A 16,550-nucleotide genomic window follows, 5' to 3' on the forward strand; every position below is an offset into this window, starting at 1 on the left:
CCGTTCGAGGGTCATTTTGCGCCACACATGTGCAAGGATAACTCTGGGGATAATGCAATTCGAGCGGTTCCTCTCGACGAGTACATACCGAAGGAACGCGCGTGGAACTAAAGGACTATCTCAGGATCTTCCACAAGAGTTGGATCCTCATTCTGGCTTTGACCCTGTTCGGGGTGGCCGTTGCCGCCACGGCCTCTATCGCCACGACACCCACATACGTGGCCAACACCCAGCTCTACGTCTCCGTGAAGTCCTCCGGGGACGCTGGCAGCGGCGAGCTCGTCGCCGGCACCAGCTTCGCTCGCCAGGCCGTCACGTCCTACGTTGATGTGGTGAACAGCGCGATCGTGCTGGACAAGGTGATCACCGACCTCAAGCTCGATCTCACCGCCGCTGAACTCGCGGAAATGGTCGAGTCCTCCTCACCTCTCAACACGGTCCTCATCGACGTCTCCGTCACGAACCACGACCCGGAGCTCGCTGCAAAGATAGCCAATGCTGTGGGTCAGAACTTCAGTAGCATCGTGGTCGACCAGCTCGAGAAGCCCGACGGTGAAGCCTTGAGCCCGGTGAAGATCGCGACGATTCAGCCGGCTCTGGTGCCAGAAGCTCCCGCCAGCCCAAACATCCCGCTCAACATCGCGCTGGGACTACTCGTCGGTCTGGCGCTGGGCGTCGGCCTTGCCGTGCTGCGCAGTGTCCTTGACACCCGCATTCACAGTTTGCACGACATCGACCTCGTCACGGATGCCCCCATGCTCGGCGGTATCACGAACGACCCCGATGCGCGGATCCGGCCGCTAGTCGTCCACTCCGACCCCAAGAACCCCCGCGCCGAGTCTTTCCGCAGCCTGCGCACGAACCTGCAGTTCGTCAATATTGAAGGTGGCCCACGCAGCTTCGTCGTCACCAGCTCGATTCCGGGTGAGGGCAAGAGTACGACCACCTCAAACCTCGCCATCGCGATGGCTGAGACTGGTGCCCGCGTCGCCTTGATCGACGGGGACCTGCGACTGCCACGTGTCGCCGATTACATGGGCATCGAAGGTGGCGTCGGTCTCACCGACGTACTGATCGGTCGCGCAGAACTTGCCGATGTCCTGCAGAAGTGGGGCAAGAACAAACTCTTTGTTCTTCCCAGCGGACGCGTACCCCCGAACCCCAGTGAGCTGCTGGGCTCGAGTGCGATGGCGCATATGCTCGCCGCACTGACCGAAGAGTTCGACATCGTCCTCATCGACGCACCGCCGTTGCTCCTCGTCACGGATGCCGCGGTCCTGAGCAAACTCTGCGGCGGTGCCATCATGGTTGTGGCCTCTGGCCGTACGAAGCGCAACGAGCTGTCCGCCGCGGTGAAGGCACTCGAACGCGCAGGCAGCCGGCTGGTGGGCATGGTCATCACGATGCTTCCGACGAAGGGGCCGGACTCGTACGGCTACGGCCAGTACAGCTATGGCTCCGCTCTCGAGGAAGAAAACAGCGGCGTTGAAGCTTCCGTTCTCCCCAGACGGCACAGCTTCACCAAGCCCCGGCGGAGAACCGCGTAGTGGCGGGCTTCACAATCCTCACGGTGTGCTCGGGCAATATTTGCCGATCACCACTGGCGGAACAGTTGCTCCGCGTCGGTTTGGCGCACTGGCCGGAGGTCACCCTCGGCAGCGCCGGAACCATCGGGTTGACCGGGCAGGCGATGCCTCCTGAGGCCGCCGACCTGTCCCGTTACTTCGGCGGGGACCCCTCGGAGCACATTGCGCAGGTGCTCACCGTGGGACACCTCAGCGAGGCCAACCTGGTCTTCGCCATGTCCCGAGAACACCGACGGGCCATCGTAGAGCTGTTCCCCAAGGCCATTCGTTACACGTTCACCATCCGTGAATTCGCTCGGCTTGTCGGGGGAGTCTCTGACGATGACCTCGACGAGGCCGCGGCGCTCCCATTGAACGATGTTGCTGGTCGGTTCTCCACGCTGGTCGGATTCGCGGCCTCACAGCGCGGAGTCGTGGGTCCGCCGGAGTCTCCCGACGATGATGACGTCGTTGACCCGTATCGGCGCAGCGATGAGGTCTACGCCGAATCCGCTCGTCAGCTTGTTCCAGCCGTGAATGACGTCATCTCGCTGTTCCACAGATCCGCAAAAGTTCACCAGCCCTAGGGGGGTCTCATGGGCGCTTCTACACCCCAAAGTCGAGGGAACCGCAATAACCGCACTCGTCAACGAGTCGTCGTCGGCCTGGCCGTCTTCTTACTCGTCGATATCGGTTTAGTCGCTTTCGCCCTCACTGCAACAAAACCGCCCGTCAACGCGGGAACTGTTGCGGCCGCACCGACCGTGACCCCATCGCAGGTTGAGCCTGTCGAGACTTCTCCGACCGTTGAGGTCGCGCCGGCGGAGATCGCCGCAACAGCAACGGTCGCTCCCACTCGCATCCTCGCTGCTCTCGACGATTCAACTGCCTGGCGTGCCACAACCGGTGGATGCCCTGCCACCTCGGCCGATCCCGAACTCACGACCGATTCCGGGTCCACCTGGGAGGGATTCAACGCCTCTGACGAGACCGGTGCCTCCTCCATCCTGGCGATCAACGTCGCCAACGCCGACACGATGTCCCTGGTCACCCTCGACGACACGGATTGCGCACCCCAACTCGTCACAACCTTCGTCGCGGGCGATGCGTGGAAGGCGTACCCCGAACGCGTAACGGCGGAGTGGTACATCAACCCGGCAACGCCAGGCACCGTGCACACCCCCGGCGGGGATGTGGCTGCCCCGTGCGCGGCGGTCTCCGCCATCGCGGCAACCGACAACGCCGCTGCAGCCGTCCTCTGCCTCGACGCTTCGGTCGTCACAACCCTGGATTCCGGCACAACGTGGTCTGAGCCTGCCGTTGTCCCGGGCGCGGCCGCCCTAGCGGCAACGACCGAGGGATATGCAGTGGCGGTGGCCAACCCGCCTGGGTGCACCGGTGTCTCTCTGGTCAGCGTTTCCCAGGAGGGCACCCTCGTTGCTACGGCCGACACGGCCTGCTTGCCCGCAACGGTCAACCCTGGCGAGACGGCCATCTCCGTTGCAGCAGACAGCACCGTGTGGCTATGGGCAGGCGATGCATTCGCCCGGTCTACGGATGGCGGCATGTCGTGGGTCTGAGCGGGGTCTCCTGGCAGCGCGCCTACGCCTCACGGCTCTTCTTCACTGATCTCACCATCGTCGTGCTGATGGTCTTGGGGAGCCAGGTCTTGTGGTTCGGAGCTCGACGTTCAGAGTTGCGTATCCCCATCGAGAATCTCACCGATTTCACCATCGGTTACACGCTTGTGTCCCTGGCCTTGATTGGTTTCTGGATGCTCGCATTGGAGTTCTACGCAACACGCGACCACAAGATCATCGGCACCGGGAGCACCGAGTACAAGCGCATCATCGACGCCAGCGCCCGGATATTCGGTCTCACTGCAATCGTGGTCTTTCTGCTCAAGGTGGATCTGGCCCGAGGGTACTTCCTCACGGCCCTCCCCATTGGGCTTCTTTTTCTTCTCATCGGTCGCTGGGCCTGGCGGAAGTGGCTGATTGCCCGCCGTCGGGACGGCCAATTCGTGCACCGGGTCATAGTTGTGGGAGAACGGGAGAAGAGCACCCATGTCGTAGAAGGGATCAGACGCGACTTTGCAGCCGGTCTGTACCTGGCCGGTGCCGTGACCGAGAACGGCAGCATTGAGCAAGACCTCGTTGAGGGTGTTCCCGTGCTCGGCGATTTCAATCAAATTGTCCAGGCCATCGAATTGTCTCGTGCGGACACGGTGATTTTCACCGGAGCCGACGCTTTCGGCCCGCGGCGCCTCCGGGAGCTCGGCTGGCAGCTACAGACGCTGAGGATCGACCTGATCATGGCCCCGGCACTGACCGATATCGCGGGTCCGCGCATCCACACGCGCCCCGTCTCGGGCCTGCCCCTGATCCAAGTGGATTTTCCTGCATTCACGGGTAGCCGGCACGCGGCGAAACGCACGTTCGACATGATCTCCTCCGGGCTGGGACTGGTGCTGTTGAGCCCTCTGTTTGCGTGGATTGTGGTCGCGGTGCGTCGCGGTAGCGCGGGCCCCGCGTTCTTCTATCAGGAGCGTGTTGGCCTGAACGGCAACCACTTTCGCATGATCAAGTTTCGGTCGATGGTCACGAACGCTGAGGACAAGCTTCCCCACCTGCTCGACAGGTCGGATGGCAACGGTGTGCTCTTCAAGCTGAAGGTCGACCCGCGTGTGACCAAGGTGGGGAGTTTCCTGCGTCGATTCAGCCTTGATGAACTTCCTCAACTGATCAACGTCTTCCTCGGGCACATGTCCTTGGTCGGTCCGCGGCCGCCGCTCGCGAAGGAGGTCGAGCAGTACGACAACCATGCCGAGCGACGCCTGCTGGTCAAGCCGGGCATTACGGGACTGTGGCAGGTGAGCGGACGCTCGGACCTCTCATGGGAAGACAGCATCCGGCTCGACCTCTACTACGTCGAAAACTGGTCACTGATTGGCGACGTCATGATCTTGTACCGAACTGTGCGCGCAGTTGTGAAACCGAATGGAGCCTACTGAGCATGCCCAGTGTTGTGATCATTGGAACGCGTGGCTACCCGAGCTACTACGGCGGATTCGAAACTGCGGTGCGTCGGCTTGCCCCCTACCTGGCCGAACAGGGCTGGGACGTGACGGTTTACGGGAGGCATGGGTCGACCCGCAGTTCTGACCCGGACGTAGACACGCGGGTGCGCTCCGTAGTGACGCGGGGCCTCGAGCGGAAATCTCTCAGCACCCTTTCCTACGGGTTGACCGCATGTCTCGACGCCGCGAAGCGAAAGCCCGATGTTGCCCTCGTCATGAACGTAGCGAACGGATTCTGGCTCCCGATCCTGAAAGCCCGGGGAATCCCGACGCTGATAAACGTGGATGGAATCGAGTGGGACCGGGCCAAATGGGGTCGGCTAGCCAAATGGATGTTTCGCACCGGGGCGAAGCTGACTGCGCGTTTCGGGACTCGTCTCGTTTATGACTCGCGCGTCATCGCGCAACGATGGAATCAGGATTTCGGTACTGATGGTGTGTTCATCCCGTACGGAGGAGCTGTCCCTCCTGAACTGCCGATCGAACCCGGGCTCACCCACCGGGGTTATGTGCTCGTGGTGGCCCGCTTTGTGCCGGAGAACACCATCCCGGAATTCCTCGATGCCGCAGAGTCGATTGCACAGACCCACGATGTTGTCATCGTGGGGTCGGAGGGATATGGCGGTCCGCTCGATAAGAAAGCGCAGCTTCTTGCCCAATCGAACGAGCGCATCACCTGGCTCGGCCATGTGAGCGACGACCGTCGTCTCTTCTCCCTGTGGCAGCACGCTGGTGTGTACTTCCATGGTCACAGCGTCGGCGGCACTAATCCGGCTCTGGTGCAGGCCATGGCGTGTGGTGCGCCCACCGTGGCGAGGGACACCGAATACAACCGTGAGGTCCTGGGCTCATCGGGCCTGTTCGTTCGCCCCACCAGCACAGACATCGAGCAGGCAGTTCTTGGCGCGATGGCTGATTCTCAGTGGCAGATCAACGCGATCGAGCATGGGCGTCGGCAGGTGGCTGAGATCTACACCTGGGAGAAGGTGTGCCAAGCGTACGAGGACAATCTCCGGGCGCTGTTCCAGGCAGAGCCTGGTGCGGGCTCTGCCCGTCACAGGGTCGATTCGGTTCTGGGGCGGAAATCTTGACTCTTTTTAAACGCTTTCACGGATTGCCAACATCCCGGAACGTGCACGCGACCGCGGGCGTTTTTTTGCGTGTGGGGTTGATGACCGCACGCGGCCTCGCGGTAGTCCCGTTCCTCAAACGGTCATCGGGCCCGCTCTTCCTCGGGCGCGGGGCACGAATACAGAATCCGGGATACGTAAGCCATGAGGGCAGACTCGTACTGGAACCGTACGCGGAGGTTCAAGGCATTTCGAGTGAGGGTATCAATTTCGGCTCGGATGTCTCCATAGGCAGGGGCACTCTCATTCGCCCGAGCAGCTACTACGGCGGTGAGATCGGTGAGGGGCTGTGGATCGGCGACAGGTCGAGCATCGGTTGCGACGGGTTCATCGGATGCTCCGGGCGTATTTCCATAGGGTCCGATGTCATGATGGGTCCGGGAGTTCGAATCTTCTCAGAGAACCACGTATTTGCTGACCCGACGGTGCCGATAAAGGCACAGGGAGTCTCTCGGGGTTTCGTGGAGATCGGCGACGACTGCTGGATCGGCAGCGGCGTCACGATCACGGCCGGCGTCCGAGTCGGGTCCGGAGTAGTCATAGCTGCCGGCAGCGTAGTGACCAGGGACATCCCAGACAACTCCGTCGCCGGAGGCACCCCAGCCCGGGTGCTTCGCAAGCGAGGAGATGCTGATGACTCGAAATAGGACGGGTGTCGTCTTCGTGCACTCGTCGAACGAGATGTACGGTGCGGACAAGGTACTGCTCCAAGTGCTCAAAACTCTGCCCGAGGCTGACAAACGGGCCGCGACGGTCTGGTTGCCCGATGACGCGGCGCCGTCCGTGTTCAGCCTTGATGCCGAGTTGAAGCGCAACAATCTGAGGTTCGAGATTAGGGCACTGCCAATTCTTCGGAGGAAGTACCTCTCACCACGTCATCTCCCGAAGACTCTGATGATGATGATTCGGACGCTCCTCGAACTACGTAGGCTGAAGCCGCACACTGTCTATATGACGACCTCGGCCTCGCTCGCCGTGGGTATTCTGGCGCGGATCCTAAGAGTTCCCCATGTCGTCCTCCATTGCCAGGAGGTGTGGCGAGGGCGTGAAGCGCACGTACTGGGCGCCCTCGCGACAGCAGCCACAGAATGCTTGTGCATCTCGAACGCGGCACAGGATGGGCTCAGGGGCCGTGTGAGAAGGCGCTCACGCGTGTTCCTCAATGGCGTGTCCGACTACGACCGTCCCCTCGTTGATCCCATCGCTCGCGGCGGGGTGCTGAAGTTCCTTGTTGCGAGCAGATGGAACTCCTGGAAGGGTCATTCGACTCTCTTGGAGGCCTGGGATTCAGGGGAACCACTCGGCGAGCTCGTCGTTGTTGGAGGGCCGCCGGAGATGGGCAAGCCGGTGGACGTCCGGGGCATCGTCTCCCGGATGAAAAACCGTGAATCCGTCGTTATCCAGGGGGAAGTGCAAGACATTTCCGCCCTGGTCGATGCTGTCGACTTCGTTGTGGTGCCGTCTGATGAACCCGAACCTTTTGGCCTGATCGCAATTGAAGCTTTCGCGCGGGGGCGCGCCGTGATCGGGAGCGATGGGGGCGGACTTTCGGAAATCGTGGATGACGCACAGACGGGCCGCCTGTTCCCACTTCGGGACAGCGCTGCGCTGAGATCGATCATGCAGGACCTTGACAGTCACCAGGCACAGGTCATGGGGGCCGCCGCCCGGGACTCCTATCTTCGTTCGTACTCGATCGAGGCATTCAACAGCAGGTTCAGTTCCTTCTGGTCAGAGATATTGCCGCCCGCGGGTGCAAAGTGAATCCGCGCGCAACGGTCGTCTACTGGTACGGCCGGGAAGACATGCCCCGAGACGGAGGCGGTTTGCGGGTGATTGCCTGGGAAGAGGCCCTGAAGTCGCTCGGCTACACCGTGACCATTCACGGTCTCAACACCCGCGGCCCCAGCCTGGACCGGAAGCCGACATTCCGCACCAAGGCCAAGCGAACTCTCGCCCCGATGCCGCTCTCGCGCTCCCTCGCGCCCCTACCGCCGGCCGATCTCCACGTCATTGCCGTTCCTGTCGTGTTCAAGGCTGCCGCCCGCGACCTTCCTCGAGATGAGATCATTTTCGACTGGATGGATCTGTGGAGCGTCAATTCGCGCACCATGGGCGCTTCTTCGCCGCTTTCCATGCTGGGCGGCCTGACTCAGAGTGCAATCTGGCGTCGTCGGGAATCGCAGCTCCCGTCGAAGGCGCGGTTCAATACCGTTGCCGGGTACGGGGATCTGACGTCGATTGGAGCGAACGCCAGCGCGGAGTGGCTCCCGACGCCAACCCAGACATTCGCTTCCCACGACCGCGGCCATGGACCCGTTACGCGTGTCGGCTTCCTGGGTAACCTCGGATACGAGCCCAATGAAATGTCCCTGAGAAAGTTCTTTCGTGAGTTCGGTCATCTGTTGAAGGCCCAGAAGCTGGAGATTGTGGTGGCAGGATTCGGTTCCGAGCGGGTACGCACCTGGGGTGTTCCCGCCACCGTCCTGGGTGCTCTGGACAATCTCGATTCCTTCTACGACAACATCGACGCCGTTATCGTGCCGATCGACCACGGTGGAGGCATCAAGGTCAAGGCAGTCGAAGCAATCGCACGTGGGCTGACCGTGTACGGAACCGACCACGTTCGGTCGGGCTTCAGCCCGGACTATGGACCGTGGATCCGAAATATCGAGGAGCTGTTTCGATCGGCACCGGCCCAACGCACTGCCGTGCCAGGGCTCGACCGCTCGCAACTCAGCTCCCGCTTCTCGCAGGGAGCATTTACCTCGTCGGTTGACGACATCCTTGGGCGGTGGTGAGCGTGAGAAAGTCGAACGTGATTTCGTGCTGATAGTCGCGGGGATCGTCAGCCTCGTGGTCCTCCTGGTCATCGGGCATTTCCTTGGTGCCCTGAACGTCCTGCTTCCGCTCATGCTCACCAGCCTCTGTTTTCTTCCGAAGGTACTGGCGGGCGCCACGGTGGCCGATCAAACCCGAGCCTCAATCTCTGGTGCTGAACCGCGCGTCATGACCTACACAGTCGCCATTTGCCTGGTCGTCCTGACTGCAGTGTTCCTGCGCAGGCAAGGGACACAGTGGCTGACCTACGGTGCTTTCGGCCTGTTCTTGTTCGTCTGGATTTTCTTGGTGTGGGACGGCAATAACGAGCAGTGGTCCGGGGTCATGCATTTCGGTGTCGCGGCGTTGGCGTGGGTTGCGGGCAGCTACATCTCCACGTTCCTCAAGATCGGGGACAAGTCGGAACGGATCCTGGTCGGCTGGCTGTTCATCACGGTCGCTGTCCAGGTGGTGATCTCGGTCGCACAGTTCGTCGGCGTTCCGCTCTTTCCGTTGGGCGCTGCGGCGGCCTCGGACCTGGGGCTGGTCGGCCGGGTGAACGGTTCCTTCGGCCACCCCACGGGACTGGGGAAGGTCCTTCTGTTGCTCTTGGTCCTTCTGTTGCCCTTGACGAAGTCAACTCAAACGACGGTACGCAAGCTCGCCTGGTGGTCGATCTGCATTTCAGCCATTCCCTTCGTGCTTTCCGGCGGCCGGGCCAACTTTTTCGGAGCGATCATCATGATCGTGATCTGGGCGATGACTTCGCAGGAAGCGAAGAATATCGGTCGACGCGTGATGATTCCGCTCGCCGCGCTCGGTGTCGTGGCGGCTTCGGCCGGCGTTTGGCTGGGCCGGTTCGAGACCGGCGAAATCGGTGGATTTCGCACTCACTTCACCGATGTTGCGCTCCAGCAGATCCAGATGCGGCCATGGTGGATCGGAACCGGCCCGGGGACTTACGTAACCGCGGTCGGACCGTTCGATGCTCTGACGGCGACCGGCTGGCCGGTACACAACTCTGTGCTGCTGGCCGTCGTGGAGTTGGGATTCATCGGTGCCACGCTCCTCTTCCTGCCGATTCTCATCCTGGTTGCCCGAGCCTGGAAGACTCGACGAGCGATGCACCCCAGCGGGATGTACGCGCGAGCCGTTCTTGCCTCCCTCCCCGGCATCATGATTGTGGCCTTGACTGGCTGGGGCATGATGTCGGACACGTTGCCCCTGTGGCTGTTCGTGCTCGGCTTCTGCGCTGAGCAGATCAGACGTCCGAGTGAGACTCCTGACGGGTCTATTCCGACCAACGCGCGAGTTCGATTGCCGGCGCCCACGGTGTCGTGACAGTAGTCCTCTCTGCCTGCGGGGGTCGACCTCCATTTTTAGACAACGACAGGAAGTACACCAACTTATGATGCAACGCATGAAGGCTCTGGCCAAGAACATGCTGCCCTCCGGCGCCCTGGACACATGGAGAAGGCTGCGAGGGAACCTGAGCAACACCCACGAGGCGCTCCTTGACGCGAAACGCCATCGCCTTCTCGGTGGACCGGGGGAGGGATTGTTCAACTCCGGCTGGAGTGGACGCCAGCTCGAGACCCAGCTGACGAAGGATTACCACCGGGTGGAAAAGGGGCTGGCGCTGAGAAACCCGAAGCGACCTTTCGGTGTGGAGGTCGAAAAGAGACTCGTCGTGGGGCTTGGCAACCTCGACGGCTCCGAGGCCGGCGCTGACTCCTATGGCGTATTCGCCACGTCCGCCCTCGCCGCTCTTCAAACCTGGAACACAGGCGGCGACGCCGACGACAGCGTTGCGCTTCGTGTGAACAGGGATGACGTGTTTCGGCAGGCTGACCAGGGAGAGCCCGCTCAGGAGCGGTGGGAGCACTTCTTCTCGTCCCGTCGCAGCGTGCGGGATTTCGATGATTCCATCGGCGTGAACATGGCGGATATCGAGGCGGCCGTATCGATGGCGACGCACACTCCGTCTGTCTGCAATCGACAGGCTTTCCGAGTGCATGTATATACGGGTGAGGCGGCGGTCTCTGTTCTCGCCCAACAGAACGGGAATGCTGGATTTCGAAGTTCCATCCCGGTTGTGTTGGCCGTGACGGTGGACGCGCGGCTGTTTTCGGGCCCGTCGGAGCGCAATCAGCGGTGGATTGATGGGGGTCTCTTCGCGATGACTCTGGGCTGGGCGCTGCATTCCAGGGAGCTGGCCACCTGTTACCTCAATTGGTCGATGAAGAACAGCCAGTCAGACACCTTCCGGGCATCGTCTGGAATCCCCGCACACGAAGACGTCATCACTCTGATCGCCGTTGGGATTCCTCCGAAGAACTTCAAGGTGGCCAGGTCTCCCCGGCGCCAGTTGGACGAGATTCTTGTCCAACACGATTGACCTCACGGGCGGAGCGCGCACGACCTGAGGTGGGAGCACCGCACACCCCGGGGTGCCGCGACGACGTCGCCGGCACGCGCCGGCTTTAGTCGCGTACCCACCCCGGCGGCGTGGTGAACGACCTCAGGAACTTGGCCGGCGTGCCGGCAACGACGGTGTTGGGCATGACGTCTTTAGTGACGATTGAACCCGCCGCAACCACGGCGTTGTCCCCGATCGTGACCCCGGGAGAAATGATCGAGAGTCGGCCTAGCCAGACGTTCCTGCCGATGGTGATCGGAGCCGAAACCACTGGCTCGTCCGGTGAGACACGATGGTAGTTCGTGTCCTGGATGGTGACCAGGTCAGCGATCTTGGTATGGTCACCGATTGTGATCGTTGTCCTGGCGGCGATGCTGACGCCCTGGTTCAGGAACACGTGTTCACCGATGTTGAGCGTCCCATCGCGATCAACAGCGATCCCCACACGGAACCGTTGTCCGCGAACCTGGAACCCAGACCCAATGTTCAGAGTTCCCTTGTTCCTGACCTGGGGGAGGCGACCGAAAACCCGGGGGGTCCCATTCACGTGGGCCCCCGCCATCCGAAAAGCGATGACAGCTCTGACGATTCGTAGCGCACTAACGATCATCGGAGTTCACCACCCGCTGAGTGCTCCCGGACCGCGGGATTTCCAGACGTACCGATTTAGAGGTCACGGAAATTAGCCGCCGCGAGCACGCGTGCGCGTCGCACACCTGAAGTGATCGCTGCCGCGGTCGCGGAACGATTGATGTCGAGTTCGCGCAGTCGACCCGTTACCTGGCTTGCGAAGCCCCGGACAGGATCGATACACGAGTCTGGAGTCCCCACCAACTCCATCAATCCGAGAACCTTTCCCTGCGTCGCCAAGACAATGGACGGGACCCCGAAGCTCAGGGCGAGAATCGAGAGGTGCATTCGCCCCGTGACGACGACATCGGCCTGGGCGGCGAGAGCCTTGACCTCAGACGGTGTGAGGAGCCGGTCCACGTGGTTGACATCCGTGTGGTCTGGGCTGGAAGCCTTGAACGATTCGATCACGGGAATATCGGTCGAGACATGGGGGAGCAGGAGGATCTCGTAGCCGAGTTCGCCGAGCGTTTCGACAATGTGGGCGTACTCTTCGTTCTGGTTGAGGGTCGAGTTGATGAGTCCGCTCATATTCACAATGGCGACCCGTTTCCCCGACTCAACCCACCCCCGCACCAAGGCTTCATGCGCGTTGGGCTCGGCGACGCCAGCGTGCAGAAAAACCACGTCGGCAGCCTCGACCGCTTCGATTCCGTTTTTTCGCAGCCGGGCTCGTGAATGGGGGTCGCGGGCGATCGCGACGACCCCGCCCCGGGCGGCCCGACGTGCCGCACTCAGAATCGCCCGATCGACACTCTCCTTCCAGCTGAAGCCGAGCACACGCGTGGGGATCTGTGCCTTCGCGGCCGCGGTGGCCAAGCTCCATTCGAGCGCGGAGGGGCGCCGACCGTAGCCGCCGTCCATCACGTCCGCTCCGACGATGGAAAGAGACCGAGCGCCGCGCAGTGTTCGCGCGAAGGTCAGAACATCCATGAGGCGGCTCAGTCCACGCCCGTAAATGAGCCGGGGAAGGACCACCAACTCGACACGTCCCGGGGCCAGCGAGTCTGGCACGTCGAACGCATCGGTGCTGCGAACAATGGCCCGCACCGGCCCCTCGACGTTCGCCAGAAAGCTCTCAAACATAGCCTGGTCGCCGATGTTCCCGCCGCCGGTGGAATTGATGATGACATGCGGGCCCGACTGGCCGGTCTGCCGCTGGCGGGACCCCGCGCGGACCGTCAACGAGTCGGCAAGAGCGGTCAGGGAAAGGAGAGCACGGCTATCCAGAGCGGAGATGAGCGCACCTTTGGCAAACGATTTTGCTGTTGCCTTGGGGGGTGTCATTCGCGGGGGCGTCACAGACGTCAAAGTGCCTCTTTCTCTCTCACCGGCGGCCGAAGTGACCGTCACAGCTTTCGTCGAACAGCTTGGGTTGCGGATGTGGCCAACTGCAAAAGCTCGTTCCGCAGAGGACGGTGCAGGAGCGTGATCGCCAGGCCGACAATCGCGCCACACCCGTTGATAGCGAACTGCAGAAGTATGTTGTCTACGGTGAGCAGCGCTCCCGCCAATAACCCGCAGGATGCCACGGCGATGGCCAATCCGATTCCTCTGAGGGCAATCGGAGTGGTCTCCCTGACAGGAAAATCACTGACCCTGCTGAGCCAGAGCAACGAGACGGGCCACGACACCACGAGACCGAGCGAGTACCCCGCCGCCACACCGAGTGGACCCCAGCTGCTCCCGACGATGACGCAGAGGATCACGAACGTTTTCGTGACGAGGTTGTAGCGGAGCAACGACCTGGTGAGGGCGCGAGCCAGGAAAACCCAGTACCCGGTGTAGGTCATGACCTGGAAGAGGGCACCAACACTCAGGATCTGGAGGATCGGTGCTGACTGCACCCATGCTGGTCCCAAGAGCAGCCTGACGAACGGGTAGGCGGTGGCCACCAGCAACCCGAAGAAGATCGCTGAGGTGTAGCTGAGTATGAGTTGAATCCGCGTGATTGCCCGAACGAATACTTCCTTGGACTCCACTCTCGACAAGAGCGGAAGCACAACGTTCGAAAGCGGGCCGAGAAGTTGAACGACGGGAAGCGTGATGATCTGGAACGCGCGGTTGTAGAGACCGAGAGCCGCAGCGCCCGAGCGAGCGCCAAGAATGACGCTGTCAATGTTGTAGCTGATGTAGCCGACGATTTGTGCCCAGCCCAAGTGCCAGCCGTATTCGAGGAACGGCCTGATCTCTGATCGTCGAGAGGGCAAGCCGGGAACCCATCGTGCGGCCACAACGCGGAGGAGGCAGAGCGTGGTCGCAATTCCGAGCTGCAAACCCACCAGCGCCCAATATCCCGCCCCCGAGAGCGCGAGGACCACGGCCACCGCCAGGCCGGCCACCTGCGACGCGACGTCGGTTGCCGCCAGCGTGAAGAAACGATGATTTCGGGTGAGCTCGACCTGGAACTGGGTCTGGATGCCGTTAAGGAGGAACGTCACAGAGATGGCGATGATGACGTTGACGAGCCGAGGATCACCGTAGAGGGACGCGATCAGTGTGGCTGCCGCACAGCACGCGCCGGCGAGCAGCAGGCCAAGGAGGGAGTTGATCCAGAACAGATTTGACTTCTGCGCGGGCGTCACGGATTTTGCCTGCACGGCCGCTGACGACAGACCGAAATCCCTGAAAAGCTCGCCGACTCCGACGACAGCCATCACCATAGCCAGCAGGCCAAAGTCGGCGGGAGAAAGCAAACGCCCGAGAACGACGAGATTCACTAAGAGCAGGCCGAGTTTGATTACCTGACCGGCAACCACCGCTGCGCCCCCGCGAGTGGCGGTCGCCGAAAGACTCAAAGCCGTCTCTCGAAGCTTGCCGCCGGGCGGGGTCGATTCTGGCGCGTTTCCCCTGTGACGTTGAATCCCATGTGTGCGCTCAATCTACGACTTCCCTGGTTCTGTACGACTGCGAAGTGGAGACTGGCGCCTGCGCCCGCTCGTTTCCAACACTTCGCATTCGATCTTAGCTTCGTGCCACCCCCGGATTGGGGGGTGTGGGCCATTGTCGGAGCCTGCGTCGTCTCCACCTGCCGCCGCCACCCGATGCAACCCAAGCATCCCTCATGGGTTAGCTTTCCTAAGTGACTGATTCCATCGCTGACCGCGCCTCCGCTGTCCCCAATCGACCGCGCCGAAGGAAGCAGCGCCCTCGTCGCGCGTTGATCATCCTCGCCGTGTGCGTCGGCCTAGTCGTTGTGGTCGGAGCCGCCGCGGGCTGGGTCGGGTCCAGGGTCTTAACGGCGAAGGCGGAACTCGAACAGGCGCAGGTCCTGGTGGGCACCCTCAAGTCCCAGGCCACCGCCATGGATTTTGTCGGTCTTGGCGCAACATCGACCAAGCTGTCCGCGGCCACAAGCAAGGCAGTCGACCAGACCCAGGATCCAATCTGGCGGGCCGCAGAAATCGTCCCCATCGCCGGGCCGAACCTCTCGGCCGTTCGTCAGCTGGCCGAAGCGGTCGATGTGGTTGCGAAAGAAGCTGTCGCGCCCGTCGCCGAAGTCGCGTCTGGCCTGAGCGCCGCTTCTCTGAAGCCCGTTGACGGAAAGATCAACCTCACGCCGATCCTGGAGCTGAATACGGCCCTCACCACAGCGAGCGCCGCGCTTGATTCTGCAGCGGAATCCGTGGCAGCGATCGAGCTCGACGGCACTGTGGCGCAGGTTGACGCGGCTGGCACCCAGTTCGGAACCCTTCTCGACAGCGCAGCAACCACCGTCGGCGACGTGCGCTCCATTGCCTCTGTGGTACCCGACATGCTGGGCGCTTCTGGGCCGCGCTCCTACATTTTGATCTTCCAGAACCTTGCTGAGTCCACGGCGCTCGGTGGCACCGCGGCCGCCCTGACCGAGGTCACCGTTGACAACGGGCAGATCAGCATCGCCCGGCAGGCGTCGAGTCAGACTTTTCCGTGGCGTGACGGTGAACCGGTCATCGCGGAGGATCCCAAGCTGGCGGCGCTGTACAGCCCGCTCATCTACACCCGGCTGAACCTCGCGACGAGCCGACCCGATTTCCCCACTGCCGCCCAGATCACCCAGGCGTTCTGGCAACAGGACCTCGGCGGAACCGTCGACGGTGTCATTTCGATCGACCCAGCCGCGCTCGCACACATGCTCGGCGCCACCGGCCCGGTCGCCATGAGCACCGGGGACGTTCTCACGGAAGACAATGCGGTCGCCCTGCTGCTCAACGAGATCTATTTCCGCTACCAGGGCAAGAACGGGCCCGACCAGACCGACGCCTTCTTTGCGGAGGCGGCAATGACGATGTTCAATGCCGTGACCAATTCCCAAGGCGAACCCGTGGACATGCTGAATGCGGTTTCCCAGGGAGTGAACGAGCACCGGATCATGGCGTGGAGCGCGCACCCCGAAGAGCAGAAGATACTTGAAGGGACCCCGATGGCCGGCATCCTGCCGGCCTCGAACGAGGCCGCAACGACCACCGGGGTATTCTTCCGCGACACCTCGACCTCGAAGATGGATTTCTACCTGGAGACCGGTGCGACGCTGAGCACGGATGTCTGCACCGCCGCGACCCCGACCTTCACAACGAAGGTTGATCTGCACTCCACCCTCACCGAGGAACTGGCGGAGAAACTTCCCAGCTACGTGGCCACCGAATACTGGGGCGCCGATCAGTTCCGCACCGAGGTCTATGTCTACGGGCCACCCGGCACGAGTTTCGTCTCGGCCGGTGTCGCCGAGGGAGCGGACTTGCTGGCCACCACGGACGACCTGGGCAGACCCGTTGCGAAGTTCAATGTGATGCTCACTCCCGGCCAAACCAGCCAGGTCACAGCCACCTTCGCTGGGCTGGCCGGCACCTATGGGGAGCCCATGCTTCGCACGACGCCCATGCTGAACCCGACAACAGTCGCCGTGGACGCTCCCGGCTGCAAGTAGC

Annotated in this window: 14 protein-coding genes; 11 read left to right on the top strand and 3 right to left on the bottom strand. The window is 62.1% G+C overall.

Translation table 11 applies throughout. The features are described from left to right. The first annotated feature begins 101 nt into the window (after window positions 1-101). The 10 genes from B7495_RS02365 to B7495_RS02410 all read left to right on the top strand — a co-directional run bounded on the left by B7495_RS02365 (window position 102) and on the right by B7495_RS02410 (window position 10,992). Window positions 102-1,547 carry a polysaccharide biosynthesis tyrosine autokinase gene (locus B7495_RS02365; protein ID WP_088455157.1) on the top strand — a complete coding sequence of 482 codons (1,446 nt, stop codon included), beginning with the start codon at window positions 102-104 and terminating at the stop codon, window positions 1,545-1,547. Between the two features lie 23 nt (window positions 1,548-1,570). Next, window positions 1,571-2,152 (top strand): low molecular weight phosphatase family protein, encoded by a 582-nt coding sequence (locus B7495_RS02370; RefSeq protein WP_240632469.1) that lies wholly within the window; start codon window positions 1,571-1,573, stop codon window positions 2,150-2,152. Window positions 2,153-2,329: 177 nt separating this feature from the next. Continuing rightward, window positions 2,330-3,145, top strand: coding sequence for a hypothetical protein (locus B7495_RS02375; RefSeq protein WP_088455159.1), 816 nt, complete (start codon window positions 2,330-2,332; stop codon window positions 3,143-3,145). After that, window positions 3,136-4,578, top strand: coding sequence for a sugar transferase (locus B7495_RS02380; RefSeq protein ID WP_240632361.1), 1,443 nt, complete (start codon window positions 3,136-3,138; stop codon window positions 4,576-4,578). Before B7495_RS02375 ends, B7495_RS02380 begins: the two co-directional genes overlap by 10 nt. 14 nt (window positions 4,579-4,592) lie before the next feature. After that, a complete protein-coding gene (locus tag B7495_RS02385) occupies window positions 4,593-5,735 on the top strand; it encodes a glycosyltransferase (RefSeq protein ID WP_240632362.1) in 1,143 nt (380 codons plus the stop codon). An 80-nt stretch (window positions 5,736-5,815) separates the two neighbouring features. Then, on the top strand, window positions 5,816-6,421 hold the full coding sequence (locus tag B7495_RS02390; protein ID WP_151199511.1) for a DapH/DapD/GlmU-related protein: 606 nt from the start codon (window positions 5,816-5,818) through the stop codon (window positions 6,419-6,421). Beyond that, window positions 6,408-7,538, top strand: coding sequence for a glycosyltransferase (locus tag B7495_RS02395; RefSeq protein ID WP_166789326.1), 1,131 nt, complete (start codon window positions 6,408-6,410; stop codon window positions 7,536-7,538). The genes B7495_RS02390 and B7495_RS02395 overlap by 14 nt, the downstream gene beginning before the upstream one ends. Window positions 7,539-7,606: 68 nt before the next feature. Beyond that, window positions 7,607-8,575, top strand: a complete 969-nt coding sequence (locus B7495_RS02400) for a glycosyltransferase family 4 protein (RefSeq protein WP_166789325.1) — start codon at window positions 7,607-7,609, stop codon at window positions 8,573-8,575. Then, a complete protein-coding gene (locus tag B7495_RS02405) occupies window positions 8,550-9,935 on the top strand; it encodes an O-antigen ligase (protein ID WP_134481112.1) in 1,386 nt (461 codons plus the stop codon). Before B7495_RS02400 ends, B7495_RS02405 begins: the two co-directional genes overlap by 26 nt. Window positions 9,936-10,014: 79 nt before the next feature. Beyond that, window positions 10,015-10,992 carry a nitroreductase family protein gene (locus B7495_RS02410; protein WP_166789324.1) on the top strand — a complete coding sequence of 326 codons (978 nt, stop codon included), beginning with the start codon at window positions 10,015-10,017 and terminating at the stop codon, window positions 10,990-10,992. Window positions 10,993-11,077: 85 nt separating this feature from the next. Here the strand turns inward: B7495_RS02410 and B7495_RS19545 are convergent, their stop codons facing one another. The 3 genes from B7495_RS19545 to B7495_RS02425 form a co-directional block, all read right to left on the bottom strand. Then, window positions 11,078-11,458, bottom strand: a complete 381-nt coding sequence (locus B7495_RS19545; protein ID WP_304984978.1) for an acyltransferase — start codon at window positions 11,456-11,458, stop codon at window positions 11,078-11,080. 221 nt (window positions 11,459-11,679) lie between these two features. After that, window positions 11,680-12,930, bottom strand: coding sequence for a polysaccharide pyruvyl transferase family protein (locus tag B7495_RS02420; protein WP_088455168.1), 1,251 nt, complete (start codon window positions 12,928-12,930; stop codon window positions 11,680-11,682). Between the two features lie 62 nt (window positions 12,931-12,992). Then, complete coding sequence (locus tag B7495_RS02425; protein WP_205748707.1) at window positions 12,993-14,363, bottom strand: lipopolysaccharide biosynthesis protein; 1,371 nt, start codon at window positions 14,361-14,363, stop codon at window positions 12,993-12,995. A gap of 362 nt (window positions 14,364-14,725) precedes the next feature. Between B7495_RS02425 and B7495_RS02430 the strand changes: the two genes are divergently transcribed. Next, complete coding sequence (locus tag B7495_RS02430; protein ID WP_151199512.1) at window positions 14,726-16,549, top strand: DUF4012 domain-containing protein; 1,824 nt, start codon at window positions 14,726-14,728, stop codon at window positions 16,547-16,549. Window position 16,550: the final 1 nt, after the last annotated feature.

Origin of the sequence: Cryobacterium sp. LW097 (genome assembly GCF_002205495.2) — a bacterium.
GTDB classification, from domain to species: domain Bacteria; phylum Actinomycetota; class Actinomycetes; order Actinomycetales; family Microbacteriaceae; genus Cryobacterium; species Cryobacterium zongtaii.

Excerpts from the sequence above, each read along its gene's own strand:
- B7495_RS02390 (WP_151199511.1), top strand. The coding sequence starts at position 5,816 with ATGACCGCACGCGGCCTCGCGGTAGTCCCGTTCCTCAAACGGTCATCG.
- B7495_RS02420 (WP_088455168.1), bottom strand. The coding sequence starts at position 12,930 with ATGACACCCCCCAAGGCAACAGCAAAATCGTTTGCCAAAGGTGCGCTC.
- B7495_RS02410 (WP_166789324.1), top strand. The coding sequence starts at position 10,015 with ATGAAGGCTCTGGCCAAGAACATGCTGCCCTCCGGCGCCCTGGACACA.
- B7495_RS02395 (WP_166789326.1), top strand. The coding sequence starts at position 6,408 with ATGACTCGAAATAGGACGGGTGTCGTCTTCGTGCACTCGTCGAACGAG.